The 23,173-nt window shown below is 65.1% G+C and carries 13 protein-coding genes; 9 read left to right on the top strand and 4 right to left on the bottom strand.

The genetic code is table 11. The features are described from left to right. The first annotated feature begins 84 nt into the window (after positions 1-84). The 8 genes from XarjCFBP7645_RS17980 to XarjCFBP7645_RS17945 all read left to right on the top strand — a co-directional run bounded on the left by XarjCFBP7645_RS17980 (position 85) and on the right by XarjCFBP7645_RS17945 (position 11,736). Positions 85-1,251, top strand: coding sequence for an acyltransferase family protein (locus XarjCFBP7645_RS17980; protein ID WP_104538555.1), 1,167 nt, complete (start codon positions 85-87; stop codon positions 1,249-1,251). A 260-nt stretch (positions 1,252-1,511) separates the two neighbouring features. Next, positions 1,512-2,234 (top strand): GntR family transcriptional regulator, encoded by a 723-nt coding sequence (locus XarjCFBP7645_RS17975; protein WP_181126417.1) that lies wholly within the window; start codon positions 1,512-1,514, stop codon positions 2,232-2,234. Positions 2,235-2,280: 46 nt separating this feature from the next. Then, positions 2,281-3,558: a sugar MFS transporter gene (locus tag XarjCFBP7645_RS17970; protein WP_104538553.1), complete on the top strand. Its 1,278-nt coding sequence runs from the start codon at positions 2,281-2,283 to the stop codon at positions 3,556-3,558. Between the two features lie 40 nt (positions 3,559-3,598). Further along, positions 3,599-4,666 (top strand): LacI family DNA-binding transcriptional regulator, encoded by a 1,068-nt coding sequence (locus XarjCFBP7645_RS17965; protein WP_104538851.1) that lies wholly within the window; start codon positions 3,599-3,601, stop codon positions 4,664-4,666. Between the two features lie 5 nt (positions 4,667-4,671). Then, positions 4,672-5,700 (top strand): SIS domain-containing protein, encoded by a 1,029-nt coding sequence (locus XarjCFBP7645_RS17960; RefSeq protein ID WP_104538552.1) that lies wholly within the window; start codon positions 4,672-4,674, stop codon positions 5,698-5,700. A 2-nt stretch (positions 5,701-5,702) separates the two neighbouring features. Beyond that, the gene (gene nagA, locus XarjCFBP7645_RS17955; RefSeq protein WP_104538551.1) at positions 5,703-6,857 is read left to right on the top strand and encodes an N-acetylglucosamine-6-phosphate deacetylase; all 1,155 of its coding nucleotides are present in this window, start codon (positions 5,703-5,705) and stop codon (positions 6,855-6,857) included. 249 nt (positions 6,858-7,106) lie between these two features. After that, positions 7,107-8,456 (top strand): S41 family peptidase, encoded by a 1,350-nt coding sequence (locus XarjCFBP7645_RS17950; protein WP_258079581.1) that lies wholly within the window; start codon positions 7,107-7,109, stop codon positions 8,454-8,456. 616 nt (positions 8,457-9,072) lie between these two features. Further along, entirely contained in the window at positions 9,073-11,736 is a 2,664-nt protein-coding gene (locus XarjCFBP7645_RS17945; protein WP_181126373.1) for a TonB-dependent receptor, read from the top strand. Positions 11,737-11,904: 168 nt separating this feature from the next. Here the strand turns inward: XarjCFBP7645_RS17945 and XarjCFBP7645_RS17940 are convergent, their stop codons facing one another. Beyond that, the gene (locus XarjCFBP7645_RS17940) at positions 11,905-13,137 is read right to left on the bottom strand and encodes a multifunctional CCA addition/repair protein (RefSeq protein ID WP_104538550.1); all 1,233 of its coding nucleotides are present in this window, start codon (positions 13,135-13,137) and stop codon (positions 11,905-11,907) included. 767 nt (positions 13,138-13,904) lie between these two features. Further along, entirely contained in the window at positions 13,905-15,878 is a 1,974-nt protein-coding gene (locus XarjCFBP7645_RS17930) for a transglycosylase SLT domain-containing protein (protein WP_181126372.1), read from the bottom strand. 275 nt (positions 15,879-16,153) lie between these two features. Here XarjCFBP7645_RS17930 and XarjCFBP7645_RS17925 point away from each other — a divergent pair, with 275 nt between their 5' ends. After that, the gene (locus tag XarjCFBP7645_RS17925; protein WP_104538549.1) at positions 16,154-19,033 is read left to right on the top strand and encodes a TonB-dependent receptor plug domain-containing protein; all 2,880 of its coding nucleotides are present in this window, start codon (positions 16,154-16,156) and stop codon (positions 19,031-19,033) included. An 818-nt stretch (positions 19,034-19,851) separates the two neighbouring features. On the opposite strand, the gene betA is transcribed toward XarjCFBP7645_RS17925, so the two are convergent. Beyond that, positions 19,852-21,522, bottom strand: coding sequence for a choline dehydrogenase (gene betA, locus XarjCFBP7645_RS17915; protein WP_104538548.1), 1,671 nt, complete (start codon positions 21,520-21,522; stop codon positions 19,852-19,854). Between the two features lie 154 nt (positions 21,523-21,676). Continuing rightward, positions 21,677-23,149 (bottom strand): betaine-aldehyde dehydrogenase, encoded by a 1,473-nt coding sequence (betB, locus tag XarjCFBP7645_RS17910; RefSeq protein ID WP_104538547.1) that lies wholly within the window; start codon positions 23,147-23,149, stop codon positions 21,677-21,679. Positions 23,150-23,173 lie beyond the last annotated feature (24 nt).

Below are 23,173 nucleotides of genomic sequence, written 5' to 3'. Positions count from 1 at the left end.
CTTCCGTACCGAAGCAGCGACACTCGCCACGGGCAGCACGTCTGCAGGCCGCCTCCCCCTGCAGTCGCTGGGCAAGGAACTGCAATGAGCGCACAAACACTCTCCGCTGCGGCTGGTGCCGCAACCGCAACACCCAGGCGCGAACGCTTCCTGTCGCTGGACGTGTTCCGCGGCCTGACCATCTTCCTGATGATCCTGGTCAACACCGCCGGGCCCGGCGCGCAGCCATACGCGCAGCTGACCCACGCGGCCTGGTTCGGCTTCACGCTTGCCGATCTGGTGTTTCCCTCGTTCCTGTTCGCCGTCGGCAGCGCGATGAGTTTTGCGCTGGCCACCGGCACGCCGCACCGGCAGTTCCTCGCCCGCGTGAGCAAGCGCGCCGCGCTGATCGTGATGTGCGGCGTGCTGATGTACTGGTTTCCGTTCTTCCACCCGCAGCCCGATGGTGGATGGGCGTTCACTGCAGTCGATCAACTCCGCCTGACCGGCGTGCTGCAGCGGATCGGCCTGTGCTATCTGCTCGCAGCGCTGCTGGTGCGCTATCTGCCGCCACGCGCTATCGCGCCGGTTTGCGTCGCGCTGCTGCTGGGCTACTGGGCATTGCTGTACGTCTTTGGCGAGCCCGGTGCGGAGCTGAGCAAGACCGGCAACGCCGGCACCCGGCTGGACCTGTGGCTGTACGGGCGCGCACACCTGTATCGCAAGGATGGCGGCTTCGACCCTGAGGGCCTGCTTGGCACGCTGTCGGCCACGGTCAACGTGCTGGCCGGCTATCTGGGCGGGCGCTTCCTGCAGCGGCACGGCAAGACCGGTGCCGCCACGCGCAGCCTGTTGCTGGCGGGCGCGGGGCTGGTGCTGCTGGCATTGCTCTGGCACCCGGCCTGGCCGCTGTCGAAGAAGCTCTGGAGCGGGTCGTTCGTCGCCTGCACGGTGGGCCTGGATCTGCTGGCGCTGGGCGTCCTGGTCTACCTGCTGGAGTTGCGCGGCTGGAGCGGCGGCAGCGGCTTCTTCACCGTGCTGGGGCGCAACCCGCTGGCGATCTACCTGTTCTCCGAACTGTTCGTGGTGGTGCTGCGGCTGATTCCGGCCGGCAGCTCCGGGCTGGACCTGTACGCCTGGGCCGGCATCCGCGTGTTCCAGACCATCGCGCCGGGCCCGCTCGGGTCGCTGCTGTGCGCGATGAGCTACACGCTGCTGTGTTGGTGCGTGGGCTGGTGGATGGATCGGCGGCGCTGGTATCTGCGGCTGTGATTGCCCGACCCGGCAATCGGTGACGCAGCCCCGGCGCGCGGACGGTGCCGCACCGGCCTGGTCATCGGCATGCATCCCGCCCTTGACCAGCGCGGTGGACGCCTGCGTCAGCCAGGCTTGTCACCGCTCCCGACGATCCACAGCCGCTAATGCGCTGCGGGCAAATTGGTACTATATTGGACCTAACGAATCCAAGTCGGTCCGGAGGACAGGCAATGGCCAAACCGAAAACCGAAGCCAGGACGGACACCGACCCCCGGATGGACGCGCTGACGCTGGACGCCTCCGCGCCGACGCCGCTGTATCTGCAACTGGCGAGCAAGCTGGACGAGCAGATCCGCGGCGCGCAGTGGAAGGCCGGCGAGGCGCTGCCGGCCGAGCGCCAGCTGTGCGAGCGGCTGCAGATCTCGCGGGTGACGCTGCGCCAGGCCGTGGACGTGCTGGTCGAACAGGGTTTGGTCTCGCGCCGGCAGGGCGCCGGCACCTTCGTCACCACGCAGATCCAGCACCAGCTCAGCGGCCTGACCAGTTTCAGCGAGACGCTGCGCATCAAGGGCTACGAGCCCGGCACGCGCTGGCTGGAGCGGCGGCTGCGTCCGGCGCATGGCGAAGAGATCCTGCGGCTGGGCCTGTCGCCGGATGCGGCTGTGGCCTCGCTGACCCGCCTGCGCAGCGCCGACGACCGGGTCATGGCCTACGAGCATGCGGTGTTGCCGCAGCGCATCGTTGCCGACCCGCAGCAGATCGGCGATTCGCTCTACAGCTACCTGGACACGCAGGGCACCCCGGTGGTGCGCGCGCTGCAGTACTTCCGCGCGATCAATCTGCCAGCGCGGCTGGCCGAACACCTGCGCATGAAGACCGGCGAGGCGATCCTGCATGTGGTGCGCGTGGGCTATGCGCGTGACGGCAGCGCGATCGAATTGACCGACACCTATTGCCACAACGATTTCTACGATTTCGTCGCCGAACTGCGTCGCTGATCCAGCGCGGCGCCCCCCAACCGACAACTCAAGAGCCAGCCGATCCATGACTACCGCCAGGCCCGCAAATCCCGTTGTCTCGATCGCCATCGTCGGCGTGCTGTTCTTCATCATCGGCTTCTTCACCTGGATCAACGGGCCGCTGATCACCTTCGTGCGGCTGGCGTTCGACCTCAACGAGGTCAACGCCTTCCTGGTGCTGATGGTGTTCTACCTGTCGTACTTCTTCCTGGCGCTGCCGGCGTCGTGGATCCTCAAGCGCACCGGCATGAAGAAGGGGCTGGCGCTGAGCCTGGTGGTGATGGCGGTGGGCGCGGCCGGATTCGGCCAGTTCGCCACCCAGCGCTGGTATCCGGGCGCCTTGGGCGGCCTGTTCGTGATCGGCAGCGGCCTGGCGCTGCTGCAGACCGCGATCAACCCGTACATCAGCATCCTCGGGCCGATCGAGAGCGCGGCGCGGCGGATCGCGCTGATGGGCATCTGCAACAAGATCGCTGGCATCCTGGCGCCGATCCTGATCGGCTCGCTGGTGTTGCACGGCATCGGCGATCTGTCCGCGCAGGTGGCCAGCGCCGATGCGGCGACCAAGCAGCAGTTGCTCACGGCCTTTGCCGCCAAGATCCACGCACCGTATCTGGTGATGTCCGGCGTGCTGCTGTTGCTGGCGATCGGTGTGCTGTTCTCGCCGCTGCCGGAGCTGCGGGCCTCCGAGGCCAATGCCACGCCCGGCAGTGCGGTTGGCGTGCAGAAGTCCAGCATCTTCCAGTTCCCGCACCTGTGGCTGGGCGTGTTGTGCCTGTTCGTCTACGTGGGCGTGGAAGTGATGGCCGGCGATGCGATCGGCACCTACGGCCGCGGCTTCAATCTGCCGTTGGACAGCACCAAGATCTTCACCTCCTACACGCTGGGCGCGATGCTGGTTGGCTACATCGTCGGCCTGGCGTTGATTCCGGGCGTGATCTCGCAAGCGCGGTACCTGAGCGTGTCGGCGCTGCTGGGCGTGCTGTTCTCGCTGGGCGCGCTGCTGACCCACGGCTATGTGTCGGTGGGCTTCGTGGCCGCGCTCGGTTTTGCCAACGCGATGATGTGGCCGGCGATCTTTCCGCTGGCCATTCGCGGGCTTGGCCGCTTCACCGAGATCGGTTCGGCATTGCTGGTCATGGGCATTGCCGGCGGCGCGATCATTCCGCAGCTGTTCGCCATTCTCAAACAGCACCACGACTTCCAGGCCGTGTTCGCTGCGTTGATGGTGCCGTGCTATCTGTACATCCTGTTCTATTCGCTGCGTGGTCACCGCGTGGGCCTGCCGGCCCAGGCCAAGTGAACCAGGCAGCATGATGCGTTCCGACGAACAAGGCACACCCATGCGCAGGCCCACCATCAAAGATGTCGCCGAGCGCGCCAAGGTCTCGTTGAAGACCGTGTCGCGCGTGATCAACAACGAACCGTCGGTGATGCAGGCCACGCGCGCGCGTGTGTTGCGCGCCATCGCCGATCTCGACTACGAACCCGATCCGTCCGCGCGCAATCTGCGCAGCGGCACGCCGTTCGTGATCGGTCTGGTCTACGACAATCCCAATCCTTATCACATCATCGGCATCCAGAACGGCGTGCTGGCCGCCTGCCGCGAAACCGGCTTCGGGCTGCAGATCCATCCCTGCGATTCCACCTCGCCATTGCTGGCCGAAGAACTGGCCGAATGGGTGCAGCGCTCGCGGCTGGCCGGCGTGGTGCTGACCGCACCGATGTCCGAGCGCCCCGAGCTGATGGCCGGCCTGGCCGCACGCGGCATCAAGAGCGTGCGCATCATCGCCGCCACTGACGATCCGGGCGATGGCCCCTGCGTCCATATCGACGACCGCGCTGCCGCCTACGAGATCACCGAGCATCTGGTCCAGTTGGGCCATCAACGCATCGGGTTCCTGTGGGGCGGCCCGCAGCACCGCTCCAGCGGCGAACGCTACGCCGGTTACGAGGCCGCATTGAAGGACTACGGCATCACCCTGGACAAGCACCTGGTGATCCCGGGCGATTACACCTTCGACGACGGCTTCCGTGGCGCGCGCCGGTTGCTGTCATTGCGCGAGCCGCCCACCGCGATCTTCGGCAGCAACGATGAAATCGCCGCGGGCGTGCTGGCGGCGGCCAAGTCCACCGGCATGAACGTGCCGTATCAACTGTCGATCGCCGGTTTCGAGGACAGCCCGTTCTCGCGCCAGTCCTGGCCGGCGCTGACCACCGCCAAGCAGGCCACCGACGACATCGCGCGGCATGCCGCACGCCTGTTGATCAGCCAGTTGCGCAGCGATGCCTACGACGACCAGCCCGCGCAATTGCAGAACCGCGGCTTCGTGCCGCAGTTGGTGGTGCGCGGTTCCACTGCACCGGCGCAGACGCCGTCCGCCAAATCCTTCCCCCCCGAATCCGCCTGAGCCCGATGAGCCTTCCCACCGAAACCGAGACCTTGATGTTCCGCGAGGCGGCGCAGACCGCCGACGTGGTCGCCGCGCAGTTCGCCCGTAACGCCGGCACTGTCGCCGCACTCGCGCAGTCGCTGCGCGACACGCCGCCGCCGTTCGTGGTGACCTGCGCACGCGGCAGTTCCGATCACGCAGCGACCTACGCCAAGTATCTGTTCGAAACCCAGCTCGGCATCGTCACTGCCTCGGCATCGCCATCGGTGGGTTCGGTCTATGCATCGCCGCTGCAGTTGCGCGGCGCGCTGTACATCGTGATCTCGCAATCGGGCAAGAGCCCGGACCTGTTGCGCAATGCCGAGGCCGCCAAGGCGGCCGGCGCGCGCGTGGTCGCCCTGGTCAACGTCGAGGATTCGCCGCTGGCCCAGCTGGCCGAGGTGGTGATTGCGCTGGGCGCAGGCCCGGAAAAAAGCATCGCTGCCACCAAGAGTTATCTCGCCTCGCTGGCTGCGCTGCTGCACCTGGGCGCGGTGTGGAAGAACGATCCGGCCCTGCTCGCGGCGGTGGAGGCATTGCCGCAGCAATTGCGCGACGCCTGGCAGGCCGACTGGTCCGCGCTCACTGCCGGCCTGGTGCCCGCACACAACCTGTTCGTGCTCGGTCGCGGCCTGGGCCTGGGCGCGGCGCAGGAAGCGGCGCTGAAGTTCAAGGAAACCTGCGGCCTGCATGCCGAGGCGTATAGCTCGGCCGAGGTCAAGCACGGCCCGATGGCGCTGGTGGGGCCGGGCTTCCCGGTGCTGGTGTTCGCCCAGCCCGACGAAACCGGTGCCGGCACGCGTGCGCTCGCCGCCGAATTCCGCGCGCGTGGCGCGCAGGTATGGCTGGCCGCGCCCGACGGCGACTTGCCGCTCGTGGATGCGGCGCATCCGGCCAGCGCGCCGCTGTTGACCGTGCAGAGCTTCTACCGCGCGATCAACGCGCTGGCCCTGCAACGTGGCAACAATCCCGATCTGCCGCCGCATTTGAACAAGGTCACGGAAACCGTTTGAACATGGATGCTTCCCCGATTCAGGCGTTGTGCAATGCACGCGTGCTCACCGACGATGGCCTGCAGGATGGGCTGGTCGTCCTGCTGGCCGGCACGCAGATCCAGGCGGTGGTGGCGGCCGACGATGCGCGCGTTGCGCAGGCGCAGACGCGCGTGGATCTGGACGGCGCCACCCTGCTGCCCGGCTTCATCGACATCCAGGTCAACGGTGGTGGCGGCGTGTTGTTCAACAACGCGCGCGACCCCCATGCCCTGGCCACGATCGCGGCCGCACATCGCCGCTACGGCACCACCGGCCTGTTGCCGACGCTGATCAGCGACACCGCCGAGGTCATGGCCGAGGCGATCGAGGCCACGCGCCAGGCAATCGCACAAGGCGTGCCCGGCGTGCTCGGCATCCATCTGGAAGGCCCGTACCTGAGCCCTGCCCGCAAGGGCACGCACGACGCGCACAAGTTCCGCCTGCCCGACGCGCACGAGATTGCCGTCGATACGTCGCTGGACAACGGCGTCACCCTGATCACGCTCGCACCCGAGCGGGTGCCGCTGGACGATATCCGCGCCTTCGTCGCCGGTGGCGCGATCGTGTTTGCCGGCCACACCGCAGCGACCTACGAGCAGGCACGCGACGGCATTGCCGCCGGCGTCAGCGGTTTCACCCATCTGTACAACGCGATGTCGCAACTTGCCGGGCGCGAGCCCGGCGCGGTGGGCGCCGCATTGGAAGACCCCGATGTGTGGTGCGGCATCATCGTCGATGGCGTGCACGTGCACCCGGCCAGCCTGCGCATGGCGCTGGCCGCCAAACCGCGCGGCAAGCTGTTGCTGGTCACCGACGCCATGCCGATGGTCGGTGCCGACAGCCCCAGTTTCGACCTGTATGGTGAAACCATCACCGCCGCGGACGGCGTGGTACGCAATGCCGATGGCGCGTTGGCGGGCTCGGCGCTGGACATGGCCACGGCCGTGCGCAACAGCGTGCAGTGGCTGGGCGTGGATCTGGCCGAAGCCGCGCGCATGGCGTCCACCTATCCGGCGCAATGCATCGGTCTGGGCCAGCGCCTGGGCCGCATTGCACCCGGCTATCAGGCCGATCTGGTGCTGGTGGATGCCGACGTGCAGGTACTTGCCACCTGGGTCGCCGGGCAGCGCGAGTAGGCGTAGCGGTCAGGCCGAATACGCTCGCGCCAAGCGGGATCGATAACCGCGCGGCGCGGGATGTGCTGTCCGACCACCGCGGTTGTCGCGCGCGATCTATAGCCACATTGCCGCTAGTCGCCATTTCCTGTGGGTTGGCGTCGCAGATCGCATACGGCCTTACAGCGCAGGCAATGGCTGCTAAAGTTGCGTCTGACCTCAGGTTGCGATGAGTAACGGATGAGACACGCACGGATGCGATGGTGGCTGGTGCTGAGTCTGTTGTGCAGTGTGCATGCGATGGCAGCGATTCCAAGCTGGTACGCGGCTGCCGGTGGAGCTGATTACCAACTGACTGCGGTGCAAGGCGACGTGCAGTCCAGTGAAGGGGCGCAATTGCGTCTGACCGCAATTGCCGCGCGCACTGCACCGTTCGGTGCTGCCTCCGCACAACTGGACGCTGTGTCTTTGCGCGGGCAGTCGTTGCTGTTGTCCGGGGTATTGGCAACCTCCAACGCATCGCAGGGCGCCACGCTATGGATGCGCGCCGATGATGCGCATGGCAAACGCCTGGCCTTTGAAAGCTCGCAAACCGATCCGGTCAGCGGCACGACGCATGCAAGCCGTTCCATTGCGCTGCAGGTACCTATGGATACGCAGAAGGTGTTCATTGGTGTGGTGCTGCGAGGCGATGGAATGCTGGATGTCAGCCAGTTGCGCCTGACTGTCCAACCGCTGGCCGATGCGGCATCGGCCAGCGCGATCCTGGATGTCGCCATCCCCGCGATCCGGGAGCACGCGCTGCACAGCGCCCGTATCAACTGGACCACGCGTGAGCCGCAGCTGCGTGCGCAGGCTGTAAACATGCGCGAAGTGGACGCCTATGTCGCCATCGATGCATTGGTCGCCCAGCTCGATGACGGTCATAGTTTCCTGATGCGTCCTTCCGGGCGACGTAACGTGGAAGCCGTTGCACAACGCGAGCTGCCTGCCATGCAAACACGCCTGTTGGCATCCGGGATTGCCTATATCGACGTCCCGGGCCTGATGACATCCTCCAGAGAAGTCAGCAGTGCTTACGAGACATCGCTCGCGAGGGCGCTTGATCAAGCTGCCGCACAGGCCAGTTGTGGCTGGCTTGTCGATTTACGCCACAACACCGGTGGCACGATGTGGCCAATGATCAACGGGCTGCATGCACTACTGGGCAATGCAGCGCTCGGCAGCTTTGTCGATGTAGCCGGCAAGCAATTGCCATGGCGGGCACGGTCTACGCCGCGCTTGACTAGCTCGCCCGACGGCCTGCAAACAGATCGCCCGGTTGCCGTTTTGATCGGCCCGAAGACGGCGAGTGCGGGCGAGATGGTTGCGATCTCTTTCCGTGGCCGTGCGAACACGCGCAGCTTCGGTCAGCCAAGCGCCGGCCAGACCACCGGCAATCGCTCGGTGGAACTGCCTGGCGGCGGTGTTCTTGCGATTGCCGCCAGCTACACGCAGGATCGCAACGGGCATCGCAATGATGGCCGGCTGCAACCGGATGTCCTGCTTGACTCGCAGGTCGATATGATCGACGCGGCTGCACAGTGGCTGCGGACGCAGGCCTGCGTCCGTTCGAAGTGATCGCCCTGTACGGGGGCTGGTGCATCCGGTAAACATTGTGACGAACGGCCGGTGTCTGTGCACCTTCAGCTGTATGGAACTGAGTTGGTGGCCACGACTTACTTAGCCATGGAGTGCCGCGTTCGCAGGGCGAGGTGCATTGCGCGAATACTGCCTGCGCACCAATAAAACGCACGCATGCACCACATCGCCGCCTTCAACACACCCTGCATCGCAACATCCGGCTGCGCAGCCTTGTGGCATCAGGCCGCTACGCGCAGTGGTCTGCTCATCGAATCAAATGAATGCGAACGCGATCACGCTGTCATTCCAATATCTGCATCGTCGGTGCGGTTTCAGGCATGAAATTGGGCATTTGTGGCAGCGAGTTGACAGCCCCGGCTGCGAAAGGCACCTTCGCTGATAACGTTGTCAGCGAGCAGGAGCCACTTCTGAATTCTTGAAAGCGTTGTCGTCCGGCTGCTGGTCGGACTGGCGCTGACCCGCATGCCACTACGGCGGTGCGGGACGCTGCTCGCATCCGGCACAGGGGACGGAGTGCGGGCATGTCACGCGCATCGCGCGTTGTCGTGCAACCACATGGTTGCCACCTGACATCCGTCAAGAGGTCTACGCAATGCCGTCTTCCCGTGTGTTCGAATTCTCCCGTCATGTGTTCTGTCATGCGCATCCGCTGCATCGCACGCCGCTGAGTACTGCAGTCCGCAGTCTGTTGATCGGTGGCGCCGCCCTGGCAGGTATTGCCGCGTTGCCTGCGGGTGCGCAGGAGCAGGCTGCAGCCCCGCAGGAACAGGCGCCCGCGCAAACCAATCCCTCGGTATCCACGCTGGACGAGGTCAAGGTCGTCGGCTATCAGGCCAGCCTCGGCAAGGCACTCAACGTCAAGCGCAATGCCGATGCGATCGTCGATGCGATCAGCGCCGAAGACATCGGCAAATTCCCAGACACCAACGTTGCCGAGTCGCTGTCGCGCCTGTCCGGCATCACCGTGGACCGCCAGTTCGGCGAAGGCGAAAAGGTCAGCATCCTCGGCACCGACCCGGCACTCAACCGCGTGCTGCTCAACGGCCAGACCATTGCCTCCACCAGCTGGGGCGGTGATCCCAACGACCCGGACAGCCGCTCGTTCAACTACAGCACGCTGGCGCCGGAAGTGGTCGGCCTGATGGAGGTCTACAAGACACCGGAGGCACGCATCGACGAGGGCTCCATCGGCGGCACCGTGATCGTGCACACGCGCAAGCCGCTGGACCTTGAGCGCAACACCCTGACCGGCACGCTGAGCTACGGCTATAACGATCGTTCCGAGGAGGGCAAGCCGAATGCCTCGGCGTTGTACAGCTGGAAGAACCAGGATGAAACGCTCGGTGTACTTACCTCAGTGATGCATTCGCAGCGCGTGCTGCGCCGCGATGGTGTGGAAATCTTCGGCTACGACAATGTGCAAGGCGCAGGGTTTCCGGCGGCTGTGGTCGGCAACAACACCGGCGTGTTTCCAACCTCGATCAACACCGCGTTGTTCCAGCAGACGCGCAAGCGCGATGGCGTCAGCGCGGCGTTGCAGTGGAAGCCGGATGCCGATTTCGAGCTCAATCTGACCGGCTTGTACGTCAAGGAAAGTTTCGACAACTACAACCAGAGCCGCTACGGCTACTGGGGTTCCACCCCAGGCGATGCGCAGGCGCTGGGCTTCGAGAATGGCGTGGCGACCTCGGGTACGTTCGGCGACCAGTCCAACACCTACCTGGACGGCTACCTGCGCAACAGCGAGGTCAGCACCGGCAGCATCCATCTACGCGCCGACTGGCATGGCGATGGCTGGAATGCGTCCAGCCAGGTGGGCTACACCAGTTCACAGGGCGGTGCCGAGCGTATCTACGGCATCCAGTTCCGCAACCTCGCCGGTTACAGCTACAACATCGACGGGCGCCGCACCGCGATGGACTACAGCACCGACCCCACCAACGCGACGGCGATGCAACTCAATAACGCCTCGGCCAGCCACAGCCCGCAGTACGACAAGGAACGCTACCTGCAGCTGGACTTCGACCATGCGGTGGAGTGGGGGCCGTTCACCCAGATCCTCACCGGCATCAAGCTGACCAATCACGCCACCGGGCAGTCCTCCTACAGCCGCACCTGGACCCCGAACGACGGCAGCACGCTGGCCGCATTCTCGCCGGGCACCACGCCGTCGGGCTATCTGGACGGCTTGTCGACCAGCGCCGACATGCAGCGCTGGTCGACCATCAACAGCGGCGCCATCAGCCAGTACATCGGTGGCCTGGAAGGCGATGACGGCTTGCCGATCAGCTACGCCGGCAACTACAGCATCGAAGAACAGAACCGCGCCTGGTTCCTGCAGGGCAACTTTTCCGGCGAGCGCTATCGCGGCAACGTTGGCGTGCGTTACGTGCACACCCGCGATTCCACTGATGGTTTCAGCTATGCGCCAGGTGGCGGCTATACGCCGGTCAACTTCCTCAACAGCTATGGCAAGTGGTTGCCGTCCTTCAACATCGCCTACGACCTGCGCGATGATCTGATGCTGCGCTTCGCTGCCTCCAAAGTGATCGCACGGCCGCGCTACACCAACATGACCCCGTACGTGGCCACCGACGACACCACGCTCACTGCGTCCACGGGCAATCCTGGATTGAGTCCGTACGAGTCCACCAACCTGGGCGCATCGCTGGAGTGGTACTTCTCTGACAGCAGCCTGCTCAGCGGCGAGTTCTTCTCGCGCGATATATCCAACTACATCCTGACCACCGTGGAAGACCGGGTGTTCTTCAACAACGCCACCGGCGGCTCGAGCACCTATCAGACCTCCGTGCCGACCAACGCTGGCGATGCCAAGGTGCGCGGCGTTGCGCTCAACCTGCAGCACAACTTCGGCAACGGGTTCGGCGTGGTGGCCAACTACACCTATTCCGATTCCAAGACCGACGGCGATTACAGCCTGCCGTACAACTCGCGCAACGCCTACAACATCAGCCCGTATTACGAGCAGGGCAAATGGAGTGCGCGGGTGAATCTGGGCTGGCGCTCGGAATACTTCACCCAGATCGGCCGCCTCAACGGCCAGCAGATGACCGATGCATTCACCCAGGTCGATGCCTCGTTCGGCTACCAGGCCACCGAGCGGCTGCGCGTGGCGCTGGAAGCCACCAATCTGCTGGACGAAACCTACTTCAGCTATATCGGCAACAAGAACCAGCCGTACTACATCTACAAGAACGGCCGCTCCTTCATGCTGAGCTTGAATTTCAAGCTGTGACGTCGGCCGGGCGGCTGCTTTCGGGCAGCCGCCTTGTTGCAATGGCGGCGACTCGCGGTTGCAATTTCGACCCGGGATCTTTCGCTAGTCCGGATCTGAGCGGCAACGCTTTGCTTGGCACGGCTACATCCCTGTCGCGTTTCGACAACGGTATGCGCGATGCATCGGCTACGTGCCGGGCTTTCTTGCGGCCGCAATCGCCGCAATCCGCGCCTTCGCCAAGGCCTCGCCGATCTGCGGGCCTTGCAAGCCTTCTGCAGCCAGGTCGCGCGCATTGATGGCCAGCGCAGCGGCATGCAGGCGTTTGAGTTGTTCGCCCTGTGGATACGCGGCGTCTTCGCTGCCCAGCCGGCCACGCTTGTCGGCTTCGCAGACCAGCGCGAGTTGCGCGATGCGCTCGGGGCGGCGAAACGCGTCGCAGCGCACCAGCAGCTCATGCACGGTGCGGTCGCGCAGTTCGGCCAGGCGATGTACATTCAAGTGCTCGCGGCAGGCGGTGATGGCGAGCTGGCGATAATCCTGTGGCACCTTGAGCCGCTCGCATACTGCCTGCAGCGGGGCAACGCCGCGCTGTTCGTGCATGATGTGGCGCGGCCATTCTTCCGCTGGTGTGAGTGCCTTGCCCAGGTCGTGGGTCAATGCGGCAAAGCCCACCAGCGCGTCGCCGGGCGCCAGTCGCGCGGCCATGTCGCTGACCATTTCCTGGTGAATGCCGGTATCCACCTCCGGATGAAACTCGGCACGTTGCGGCACGCCATACAGTGCATCGATCTCGGGCAGGATGACGCGCAACGCATCGGTGTCGTGCAGCGTGCGCAAAAATGCCGATGGCTGCGCACTCTCCAGCACGCGGCGTAATTCCTGCCACACGCGTTCTGGGACCAGGCTGTCCAGTTCGCCGCTGGCGGCCATCTCGCGCATCAGTGCTGCGGTCTCTGGCGCGACAGTGAAACCCAGCGGTGCCAGCCGCGCCATGAAGCGGGCAGCGCGCAACACGCGCACGGGATCTTCGACAAAGGCCGGCCCCACGTGCCGCAGCACGCGCGCCTGCAGATCGCGCGCGCCGCCATACGGATCGAACAACTCGCCGGTGTCCTCGTCGCGTGCGATCGCATTGATGGTGAAGTCGCGACGCAGCAGATCCTCTTCCAGCGTCACCGAAGGATCGGCATCCACCACGAAGCCGCGATAGCCGCGCCCGGACTTGCGCTCGGTACGCGCCAACGCATATTCCTCGCCGCTGCGCGGGTGCAGGAACACCGGGAAATCCTTTCCCACTGGTTTGAAGCCCAGGTGTTCCATCTGCGCCTGATCGGCACCGACCACCACCCAGTCGCGGTCGCCAGCGGGCTGGCCAAGCAGGGCATCGCGGACTGCGCCGCCAACAAGATAGATCTTCATCGCGACATGATGCCCGATACGGTGCGTGCGTCGTAGAGCGACTGATCTGCGGCTTGGCGATAGAGCCCTTGCCCGCCAACCATCGCGGGACTTGCCGCAAGGCACAGTGGACGGCTTTGCTGCAGGGCCCTTGCCCGCCCACCATCGCAGGACGCGCCGCAAGTACGTCCATGTAGGCTCTTACGCGGCATCCATGCCGCGTAAGGTCCCGCGACAGTGGGCGGGCAAGGACCGGTCGAGATGGTCGGTGTGCACGTGCAAACAGGGCAGGACGTGCATTGTTCGGATCACGGTGTGTCCGGCCAGCCTCTCGTCGCAACCTAAGCAGCAGGCAGGCTTTCAGCAAGCAAGCCACTAGTCTCTCATCTGCCCAGAGCAGGTCGGGCAACACGCTTTCAAAAAAGCAGCCGACCAACTTTCTGGTGCGGTGTCCTTGCCGGTTGCGGGACCGTGTGGCGGCATGGATGCCGCCACCGAGCCTCCACGGACGGATTCACGGCGTGTCCCGCAAGCGGTGAGGGCACCGCGCCCTCGCCGACCCGAGCCTTCGATGCACCGGAACAACGCAATGACGGGAAAGCTTGGTTGGCCCCAGAGCCTCGGAGCCTGTGAGTCTGAAGCCTCAAAGCCCGAAGCTTAGGAGCGTAACGAAAGGCAAGTATCCGAGCGGCATGGCCTAGCTTGCGCCCCAGGCCGAGACAACCACCCGCAACCGCGCAAGCACGATCACCTCATCCAGCCGCCATGCTCGGCGGCTGACTGGGAGTTCAGTCCTGCGCCGCGTTATCGGTCGCCTGGCCTGGCGTGCACACCGGCTTCAAGCGCTTGTCCACCAGCTTGCCCATCAGCCGATCGCTGAGCGGCAGCATGTCGCCGTTGAGCCGCCAGTCGTAGATGACGCTGAATGCCAGCACGCGCGCGACGTACTCGCGGGTTTCCTTGTAGCTGATGGTCTCGATCCAGAAGTCCGGCTCGAAGTTGGGCCGTTGCGATTGCCAGCGCCCGGTCGGCCCCGGGCCGGCATTGTAGGCGGCGATGGTGAGGTAGGGCAGGCCGTAGGTATTGAGCAACTGGCGCAGGTAGGCGGTGCCGATGGCAATGTTGGTGTCCGGCTCGTACAGGCTGTTGGCGCCCGCGTAACCGGGCAGGGCGATACCCTTGGCCACGGCCGCGCCGGTACCCGGCAATACCTGCATCAGGCCCATCGCGTTGGCAGGCGAGCGCGCGCGCGGATTGAAGATGCTTTCGGCACGGATCTCCGCTGCCACCCAGGCCGGGTCGATCGCGTTCTTGGCTGCTTCGCGGCGAATGCTGTCGTCGTGATGCAGCGGAAAGCGCAACGCATACAGGCGTTGTTCGTCCGGCTGCTTGCCGAGCGCGAACACTGCGCGATCGAACCAGCCGTTTTCGCCGGCCACCTGCACCGCCAGGCGGCGCTGGGTGTCGTCGAAGCGGCTCGCGGCATCGTTCCACTCGGCCACCGCCCAACCGGGGCGGTCGATCTGGAACAAGGCGATTGCGCGGACCAGCGCAGGATCACGCGCGACGGCGGCCTTGGCCTGCGGGTTGTCCCTGGGCTCCCACGGGCACAGCCGATAAGCCTGCTGCAGACGATCGGCGGCCAGGAAGCCGTGGAAGGTCGGCGATTGCGCGGCGGCGCGATACAGCGGCTGTGCGGCAGCGCCAGCGCCGGTCTTCTCGGCCAGGCGCGCTTCGAAATATTGCCAGCGCGAATCGCTGCGCTGGGTGGCGGGCATCTTGCGGATCGCCGCCAATGCCGCCGGCCAGTCACCCCGCGACATCGCTTCGCGCGCACGCCATTCGTGCAGGCGCTCGTCGTACGAGGCATCGGGCACTGCATTGAGGCGACGCGCCGAATCAGGCAGGTACGACGCCACCGTCCACAGCGCGACCTGGTACAGCACCTGGCCGCGCTGCGCCTCGCTGAAGCCGAGCGCGGTGGCCAGCTGCGGCAACTGCTGCTCGGCTGCGTCCGAATCGTTCTTGGCCAGCTTGGCCAGGCCATCGACCGCGATGCGACGGCTGCGCTCGGTCTGGGGCCAGCTCAATGCACGTGGATGTGCCTTGTCCAGAAACGCGGCGTAGTCGGTGGCCAGGGCCAGATCGGCTGCCGGCAGACCGCGTGCGGCGGTACGCATCACCGCAGGCAGTTGTGCATCGGCGGCTGCCTCCACACGCTCCCAGCGCAGCGCCGGAGTGAGCTCGCCGCGCGACTCCAGCCCGGCGACCACCGGATCGCAGGCATCGGGCAGGCCCTTGCCGGTGCGCCATAACGTCAACGCATCGCGGCTCCACTGGGCATCCAGCTTGCCGGTTGCCTGCCGCGCGGTCAGCTGCGCGCAGCGCAGGCCGACGTTGTCGGTGGGCTTCCAGTTGGCCAGCAAGGTGGTCCAGTCCTGGCGACGCGCCACCGCCGGCAACCAGGTGCTGCGAAAGCTTTCGGCCACCGGTTGGCCTGCATAGCGCTGCAGAAATCCCTGCGCCTGCGAGTTGGAGACGTTGTCGATGTTGCGCTTGAGCGTGGCAAATTCCAGCCAGCCATAGAGCGGGTGACGGCTCAGGGCACCGAGTTGACCGGCATCGGACTGGCCGCGCTCTGCGGCAGCGATGGCATCGCGCATGGCGGCCAGTTGCGGGTCGGGGTTTTGGGCATGCAGCGTGGTGCTGCCAAGGCACAGCAGGCCGACGAAAACAATGGCAAGACGGGGGGCATAAGTCATTGCGCGATGATACCCAAGCGCGCCTGCGTGCCGGAGTGAATACCCGCAGGATCGATGCCTGCCGGCGCTGTCGGCAGCGACGTGCGCCAGCGATGTGCATGTGCATATGCACATCGCCGGCGCGCGCCAAAGCAGCAGACGCGCAGGTAGTGCGACCTGCTTCTCGCTGCGGAACGGTCGGCTTGCGGCGCGTTAAGGTTTCGTTTAAAAGTTGCGGCGGGCCGCAGGGCACGGGGGCGTGCGGACACTTGGAAATCCTTCTGGAGAGAGAAAGGATGAAGCGTCTAATTGGCTCCCCTCGGTCATGCCTGGCCGTGCAGTTGTCGTTGTGTCTGATTCCCGCATTCGCCTGGGCGCAACAGCCCGAGGCGGCCCCGAGTACGCGCACGCTCGACAGCGTGCAGGTCACCGGCACCCGCATCAAGACCGCAGAATTGCAGGGCCAGGTGCCGATCCAGACGCTCAACCGCGCCGACATCGAACGCACCGGCCTGACCTCGATCGGCGAGGTGCTGCAGGAACTCACCGCGTCGGGTTCGGCGCTCAACGCCAAGTTCAACTCATCCGGCAACTTCGGCTTTCCGCCCGATGGCGGCGGCGTGGGCGCCGGCTCGGCGCAGGTGGATCTGCGCCATCTCGGCTCCAAACGCGTGCTGGTCCTGGTCGATGGCATCCGCTGGGTCAACGAATCCTCGGCCTCCGGGGTAGGCTCCTCGACCGATCTCAACACCATTCCGTTGGCCATCGTGGAGCGCATCGAGGTGCTCGAAGATGGTGCCTCGTCGTTGTACGGCTCGGATGCGATCGCCGGCGTGGTCAACATCATCACCCGGCGCAGCTTCGACGGTGCGCAGGTCACGCTCAATTACGGGCAGTACGGCAAGGGCGACGGCGCCAACCAGGGCATGGACCTGGCCTGGGGCACCAGTGGCGAGGATTTCAGCCTGTTTCTGGGCGCCAGCTACGTCAAGCAGGATCCGATCTACGCACGCGACCGCGCGCAGGCCCGCTTTCCGATCCCGGGCACCGGGTTGACCTTCGCCAGCTCGGCAACGCCGGATGGCCGCTTCCAGTTCGTCGACCCCAATACCGGCGTGCGCCAGAACCTCACGCCCAACGCCGGCGTCGGCACGCCGCGATACGATGGCAGCGCCGGCTGTACGCGCAGCGACGACTACCACTGTTTCGGCACCGCGGACCGCTACAACTTTGCAGAACAGAACCTGTTGCTGACGCCATCCGAGCGCAAGGGCGTATTCGCGCAGTTTCGCTATTACTTCAACGACGACGTGCAGTGGTACGTCAAGGCGCTGGGCAACCGGCGCGAGTCGACCAACCAGGCGGCGCCCGAGCCGATCTTTCTCGGCCCCGATGCCGGCACCGGCAATCCGCTTGCCGACAACATCGTGATTTCCGCGCTCAATCCGTTCAATCCGTTCGGCTTCGAGTTGAACTCGGCCACCAACCTGATCCAGATCGGCCGCCGACCGGTGGAAGGCGGGGCGCGCCGTTTCGAGCAACAGGTCGACACGCAGTACTTCGGCACCGGTCTGGTGGGCACCTTCGAAGGTGCGGCGCGCACCTGGTTCTGGGACATCAACGGCATGTACAGCAAGAACGAGGCCGAACAGACCAACTACGGCAGCTACAACCTCTACAACATCAACCTTGGCCTGGGCGATCCGGCCGCATGCGCGGCGGTGGCCGGCTGCGTGCCACTGGATATCTTCAGCGGCGCCGGCAGCATCACGCCGGAGATGTTGCGCTGGATCCAGCCGGTGGTGCGCGACCGCAGCCAGAACGAGTTGAGCCTGTTCACCGCCAATCTGAGCAGCGAGCTGTTCCAGCTGCCCGGTGGTGCGGTGTCGTTCGCCACCGGCTACGAATACCGCAAATACGAAGGTGCCTACCAACCCGATCCGCTCACCGTGGCGGGGCGCTACAACGGTGTGCCGTCGTTGCCGACGTCAGGCAGCTACGACGTCAACGAGGCCTATCTCGAACTCAATATCCCGATCTTCGCCAACGCGTCGTTGGGCGACAAACTCGACTTGAATATCGCCGGCCGCTACTCGGATTACTCCACCTTCGGCGGCGAGTTCACGCCAAAGTACGGCCTGCGTTGGCAGGTCACCGATGAGCTGGTGCTGCGCACCAGTTATGCAGAAGGCTTCCGTGCGCCAACCATCGGCGAGCTGTTCGGTTCGGCGGCGCGCGCCGATCTGCAGTTGTCCGATCCATGCTCGATCGGGCTAGGCGGTACCGCGCCGCGCGGCAGCGCCGCGAACTGCGCGGCGCTCGGTGTGCCGGCCGGCTATCAACAGGCCAACCAGCAGATCTCGGTCACCACTGGCGGCAACGAGCAACTGGATCCGGAACGTTCGCGCAGCTTCAGTGCCGGCTTCGTGTTCAGCCCGGGCTTTGCCAGCAATGCCAGCTGGTCCGACCGCCTCGATCTGGAAATGACGTTCTACCGTCATCATGTGGATGGCGCGATCCAGGCGATCAATGCGCAAACCCAGCTGGATCTATGTGTGGACACCCTGGACGCGCTGTATTGCAACGGCATCGGCCGCGCCTCCACCGGCGGCATCAATGCGTTCAACAATCGGCTGACCAATCTGGGTTCGATCAAGACCGACGGTTGGGATGTGGACCTGTTCTGGACCTTGCCGGAGACGGCGTTTGGCCGTTTCAAGGTGTCCTGGCAGAACACCTTCGTGGGCCGCTACGAGGCACTCGGTGCAGCAGGGCAGCGTCAGCCGCAGGGGCCGGGCATCGAAGTGGTGGACAGCGCGATCCCCGAATGGACCAGCAACGCAGTACTGGACTGGTCGCTGGGTAATTGGACCGCATCGTGGACCGCGCGCCACATTTCCAAACTCACCGAACAATGCGGCGATGCAGTGGGATTTGCGGTGTGTTCCGATCCTGTAGTGGGGTCCAATCGCCTGGAGGCGATCACCTACCACGATGCACAGCTGGGCTATCGCGTCGATTGGCTCAAGGGGCTGCAGCTCACGGCCGGCTTGAACAACGTCTTCGACAAGGACCCGCCGCTCTGCCTGTCGTGCTCCCTCAATGGCTACGACGCCTCCACTTACGACATCCCCGGTGGGCGCTTCTGGTATGCGCGGGTCGACTTGAAGTTTTAGTCCGTCGTGTCAGTTGTAGAGCGGAGAGCGGCTGATCTGCGGATTTGCTGCAGGGCCCTTACCCGCCCACCGTCGCGGGACACGCCGCAAGTACGTCCGTGTAGGCTCTACGCGGCATCCATGCCGCGTAAGGTCCCGCGACGGTGGGCGGGTAAGGACCAGTCGAGCTGGTCGGTGTGCATGGTTGCAAGCAATGCAGGACGTGCGTTGTTCGGTAATGCGCATCCGATCAGCTCCGCAGCGCAATGAGATCAGAAGACAGGCTTTCAACAACAACCTGCAAACTCTCTGGTGCGGTGTCCTCGCCGATTGCGGGACCGTGTGGCGGCATGGATGCCGCCACCGAGCCTACAAGGACGTACTTGCGGCGTGTCCCGCGAGCGGTGAGGGCACCGCGCGCTCGACTAACCAAGCTTTTGATCGCATCTAAACGGCGCTACGACTCTAAATCTCGGTTGTCTTGAAGTGCTTGGAGAGTGCGGATAGATCAATTACAGAGCGGTTGATCTGTAACTTCGCTGCAGGGCCCTTGCCCGCCCACCCTCGCGGGACACGCCGCAAGTACGTCCGTGTAGGCTCTTACGCGGCATCCATGCCGCGTAAGGTCCCGCGACGGTGAGCGGGCAAGGACCATCGAAGATGGTCGGTGCATGGTTGCAAGCAATGCATGACGTGCGTTGTTCGGTAATGGCGCATCCGATCAGCTTCGCAACGCAACGAGATCAGAAGACAGGCTTTCAATAAACAACCTGCAAACTCTCTGGTGCGGTGAGGGCACCGCGCACTTGACCCAAGGCGGCGCACCGCGTTTTCTAGCATCACCCGCGCACAGGCGCATCGCCGGCCACGTAGTAGTCCACCGTGCTGCGCGGCAGTGGCGTGCGGCCACGCATGCGGTCGGCGATCTTCTCGGCGATCATGATGGTGGTGGCGTTGAGGTTGCCGGTGATGATGCGCGGCATGATCGAGGCATCGATCACCCGCAGGCCGTCCATGCCGTGTACGCGGCCCTGTCCGTCGACCACCGCCATGTCATCTGTGCCCATCGCGCAGGAGCAGGACGGGTGATACGCCGTCTCTGCGCGCGCGCGTACGAACGCGTCCAGCTCGGCATCGGTCTTACAGTCCGCGCTCGGGCTGATTTCACGGCCGCGGTAAGCGTCCAGTGCGGGCTGGGCGATGATCTCGCGGGTGATGCGGATCGCATCGCGAAATTCCTGCCAGTCCTGATCGGTGGATTGGTAGTTGAACAGGATCGACGGATGCTGGCGCGGGTCGCGCGACTTGGCATGCACGCGCCCGCGGCTGGGGGTGCGCATCGAGCCCACATGCGCCTGGAAGCCGTGTTCCTTCACCGCATTGCTGCCGTTGTAATTGATCGCCACCGGCAGGAAGTGATACTGGATATTGGGCCAGTCGAACTCGTCGCGCGTGCGGATGAAACCGCCGGCCTCGAACTGGTTGCTCGCCCCGGTGCCGGTGCCGGCAAACAGCCACTCCGCACCGATGGCCGGCTGATTCCACCATTGCAATGCCGGATGCAACGATACCGGTTTGGTGCAGGCGTACTGGATGTAGACCTCCAGGTGGTCCTGCAGGTTCTGGCCGACGCCGGGCAGGTCGTGCACCAGTTGCACGTCGAGCGCGCGTAATAGATCGGGCGCGCCGACACCCGAGCGTTGCAGCAGCTGCGGCGAGGCAATCGCGCCAGCACACACCAGCACTTCGCGGCGTGCATGCACGTCGATGCCTTCGCTGCTGTTGCCGACCAGGTAATGCACGCCGATCGCGCGCTTGCCGGCAAACAGGATGCGGTCGGTGGTGGCATGGGTGACGATGTGCAGGCCATCGCGCGGACGCGCCATGTCCAGGTAGCCGCGCGCGGTGCTTGCGCGACGTCCTTGCGGCGTCACCGTGCGATCCATCGGCCCGAAACCTTCCTGCTGATGGCCATTGAGATCGTCGGTGCGCGGGTAACCGGCCTGCACACCGGCATCGACCATGGCATGGAACAGCACGTTGTTGTCGTTCTTCGGCGTGGCGACGCTGACCGGGCCTTCGCCGCCGTGATAAGCGTTGGCGCCGATGTCGCGCGTCTCGGCCTTGCGGAAGTACGGCAACACATCGCGGTAGCTCCAGTCTTCCAGGCCTGGCCGCTTGGCCCAATGGTCGAAATCCAGGGCATTGCCGCGGATGTAGCACATGCCATTGATCAGGGACGAGCCGCCCAATCCCTTGCCGCGCCCGCACTCCATGCGCCGGTTGTCCATATGCGGCTCCGGCTCGGTCTCGTAGGCCCAGTTGTAGCGACGGCCCTGCAACGGAAACGCCAATGCAGCCGGCATCTGGGTGCGGAAGTCCAGCCGATAATCCGGCCCGCCCGCTTCCAGCAGCAACACGCTGACGCCCGGATCTTCGGTCAGGCGCGCGGCCAGCACGTTACCTGCCGAGCCGGCGCCGATGATGATGTAGTCGTACTCGCGTTGCATGAGGTTCTCCTTGTTGCGGTGCCGGTGTGAAGCGGCTTTCAAAAGCGATTGCGCAGTGGGCGGGCGTCTCTGTGCGAAACGGCACGATCCGCAGGCTGCGGAGCGCGCATCTCGCCGGTGCTGCCGGGGACAGCCTGCCGTGTGGCGTCAGCGTTCAAAACACCGACGCGTAGCGCTCCAGTTCGACCTGGATGGATTTGGTGCGGGTGTAGGCCTGCAGTGTGGCCAGGCCGTTCTCGCGGCCCACGCCGGATTGCTTGTAGCCGCCCACCGGCATCGGTGCCGGCGACTCGCCCCAGGTGTTGATCCAGCAGATGCCCGCCTGCAGGCGATGGATCAGGCGATGCGCGCGTGCCAGGTCCGGCGTCACCACGCCCGCGGCCAGGCCGTAGGTGGTGGCATTGGCGCGTGCGATCGCTTCGTCTTCGTCGTCGTAGGCGAGCAGGCTCAGCACCGGTCCGAAGATCTCCTCGCGCACGATGGTCATCACATCGGTGCAGTCGCTGAAGATGGTCGGTGCGATGTAGCAGCCTTGTGCCAGCGCGCCGTCGCGCAGACGTTGGCCGCCGCACAGCAGACGTGCACCCTCGGCCTTGCCCTGTTCGATGTAGTCCAACACGCGCTGCATGTGCGCGGCGCTGACCATCGGGCCGAAGGTGGTGCGCGCGTCCAGCGGGTCGCCGATCTGGATGCGTTGCACGCGTGCCAGCAGCCGCGCTTCGAAGGCGTTGCGCAGCGCGCGCGGCACGAACACGCGCGTGCCGTTGGTGCATACCTGCCCGGAGCTGTAGAAGTTGGCCATCATGGCGATGTCGGCGGCCAGATCCAGGTCGGCGTCCGCGCAGACGATCAAGGGCGACTTGCCGCCCAGTTCCATGGTGACGTCTTTCAGCGACGAACTCGAGGCACTCGCCATCACCTTGCGCCCGGTCGCGGTGCCGCCGGTGAAGCTGATCTTCTCGATCTGCGGGTGTTCGGTGAGCGCGGTGCCCACGCTGGCGCCATCGCCGGGCAGCACGTTGAACACGCCATCGGGCAGGCCGGCCTCGGTGAAGAGTTCGGCCAGCTTGAGTGCGGTCAGCGGTGTCACCTCGCTGGGCTTGAAGATCATTGCATTGCCGGCCGCCAGCGCGGGCGCGGCCTTCCACAGCGCGATCTGGATCGGGTAATTCCACGCGCCGATCGCGCCGACCACGCCAAGCGGCTCGTGCCGGGTGTAGAAGAAGCTGCCTTCGCGCAACGGCAGCTGTGCGCCCTGCAGCGCCTGCGCCACGCCGGCGTAATACTCCAGCACGTCCGCGCCGGTGACGATGTCCACGCTGCGGGTTTCGCTCAGCGGCTTGCCGGTGTTGAGCGTTTCCAGCTCGGCCAGCGCGTCGTTGCGGTCGCGCAGCAGCGCCACTGCACGCAACAGGATGCGCGAGCGCTCCACCGTGGTCAGTGCCGCCCATTGCTGCTGGCCGGCCTTGGCGCTGTCGACCGCGGCATCCAGATCGTCGGCACCGGCGTTGTGCACATTGGCCAGCACCTCGCCGGTGGCGGGATTGACCACCTCGAAGGTGTGGCCGCCGCGGGCGGGAACATAACGGCCGCCGATGTACAGCAACTGGTCGGGAAAACGTGGCATGACAAACCTCCTGTGGGGCGCACG

This window comes from Xanthomonas arboricola, from assembly GCF_002940665.1.
GTDB classification, from domain to species: domain Bacteria; phylum Pseudomonadota; class Gammaproteobacteria; order Xanthomonadales; family Xanthomonadaceae; genus Xanthomonas; species Xanthomonas arboricola_B.
This window is presented reverse-complemented; position numbering and strand designations above follow the sequence as displayed.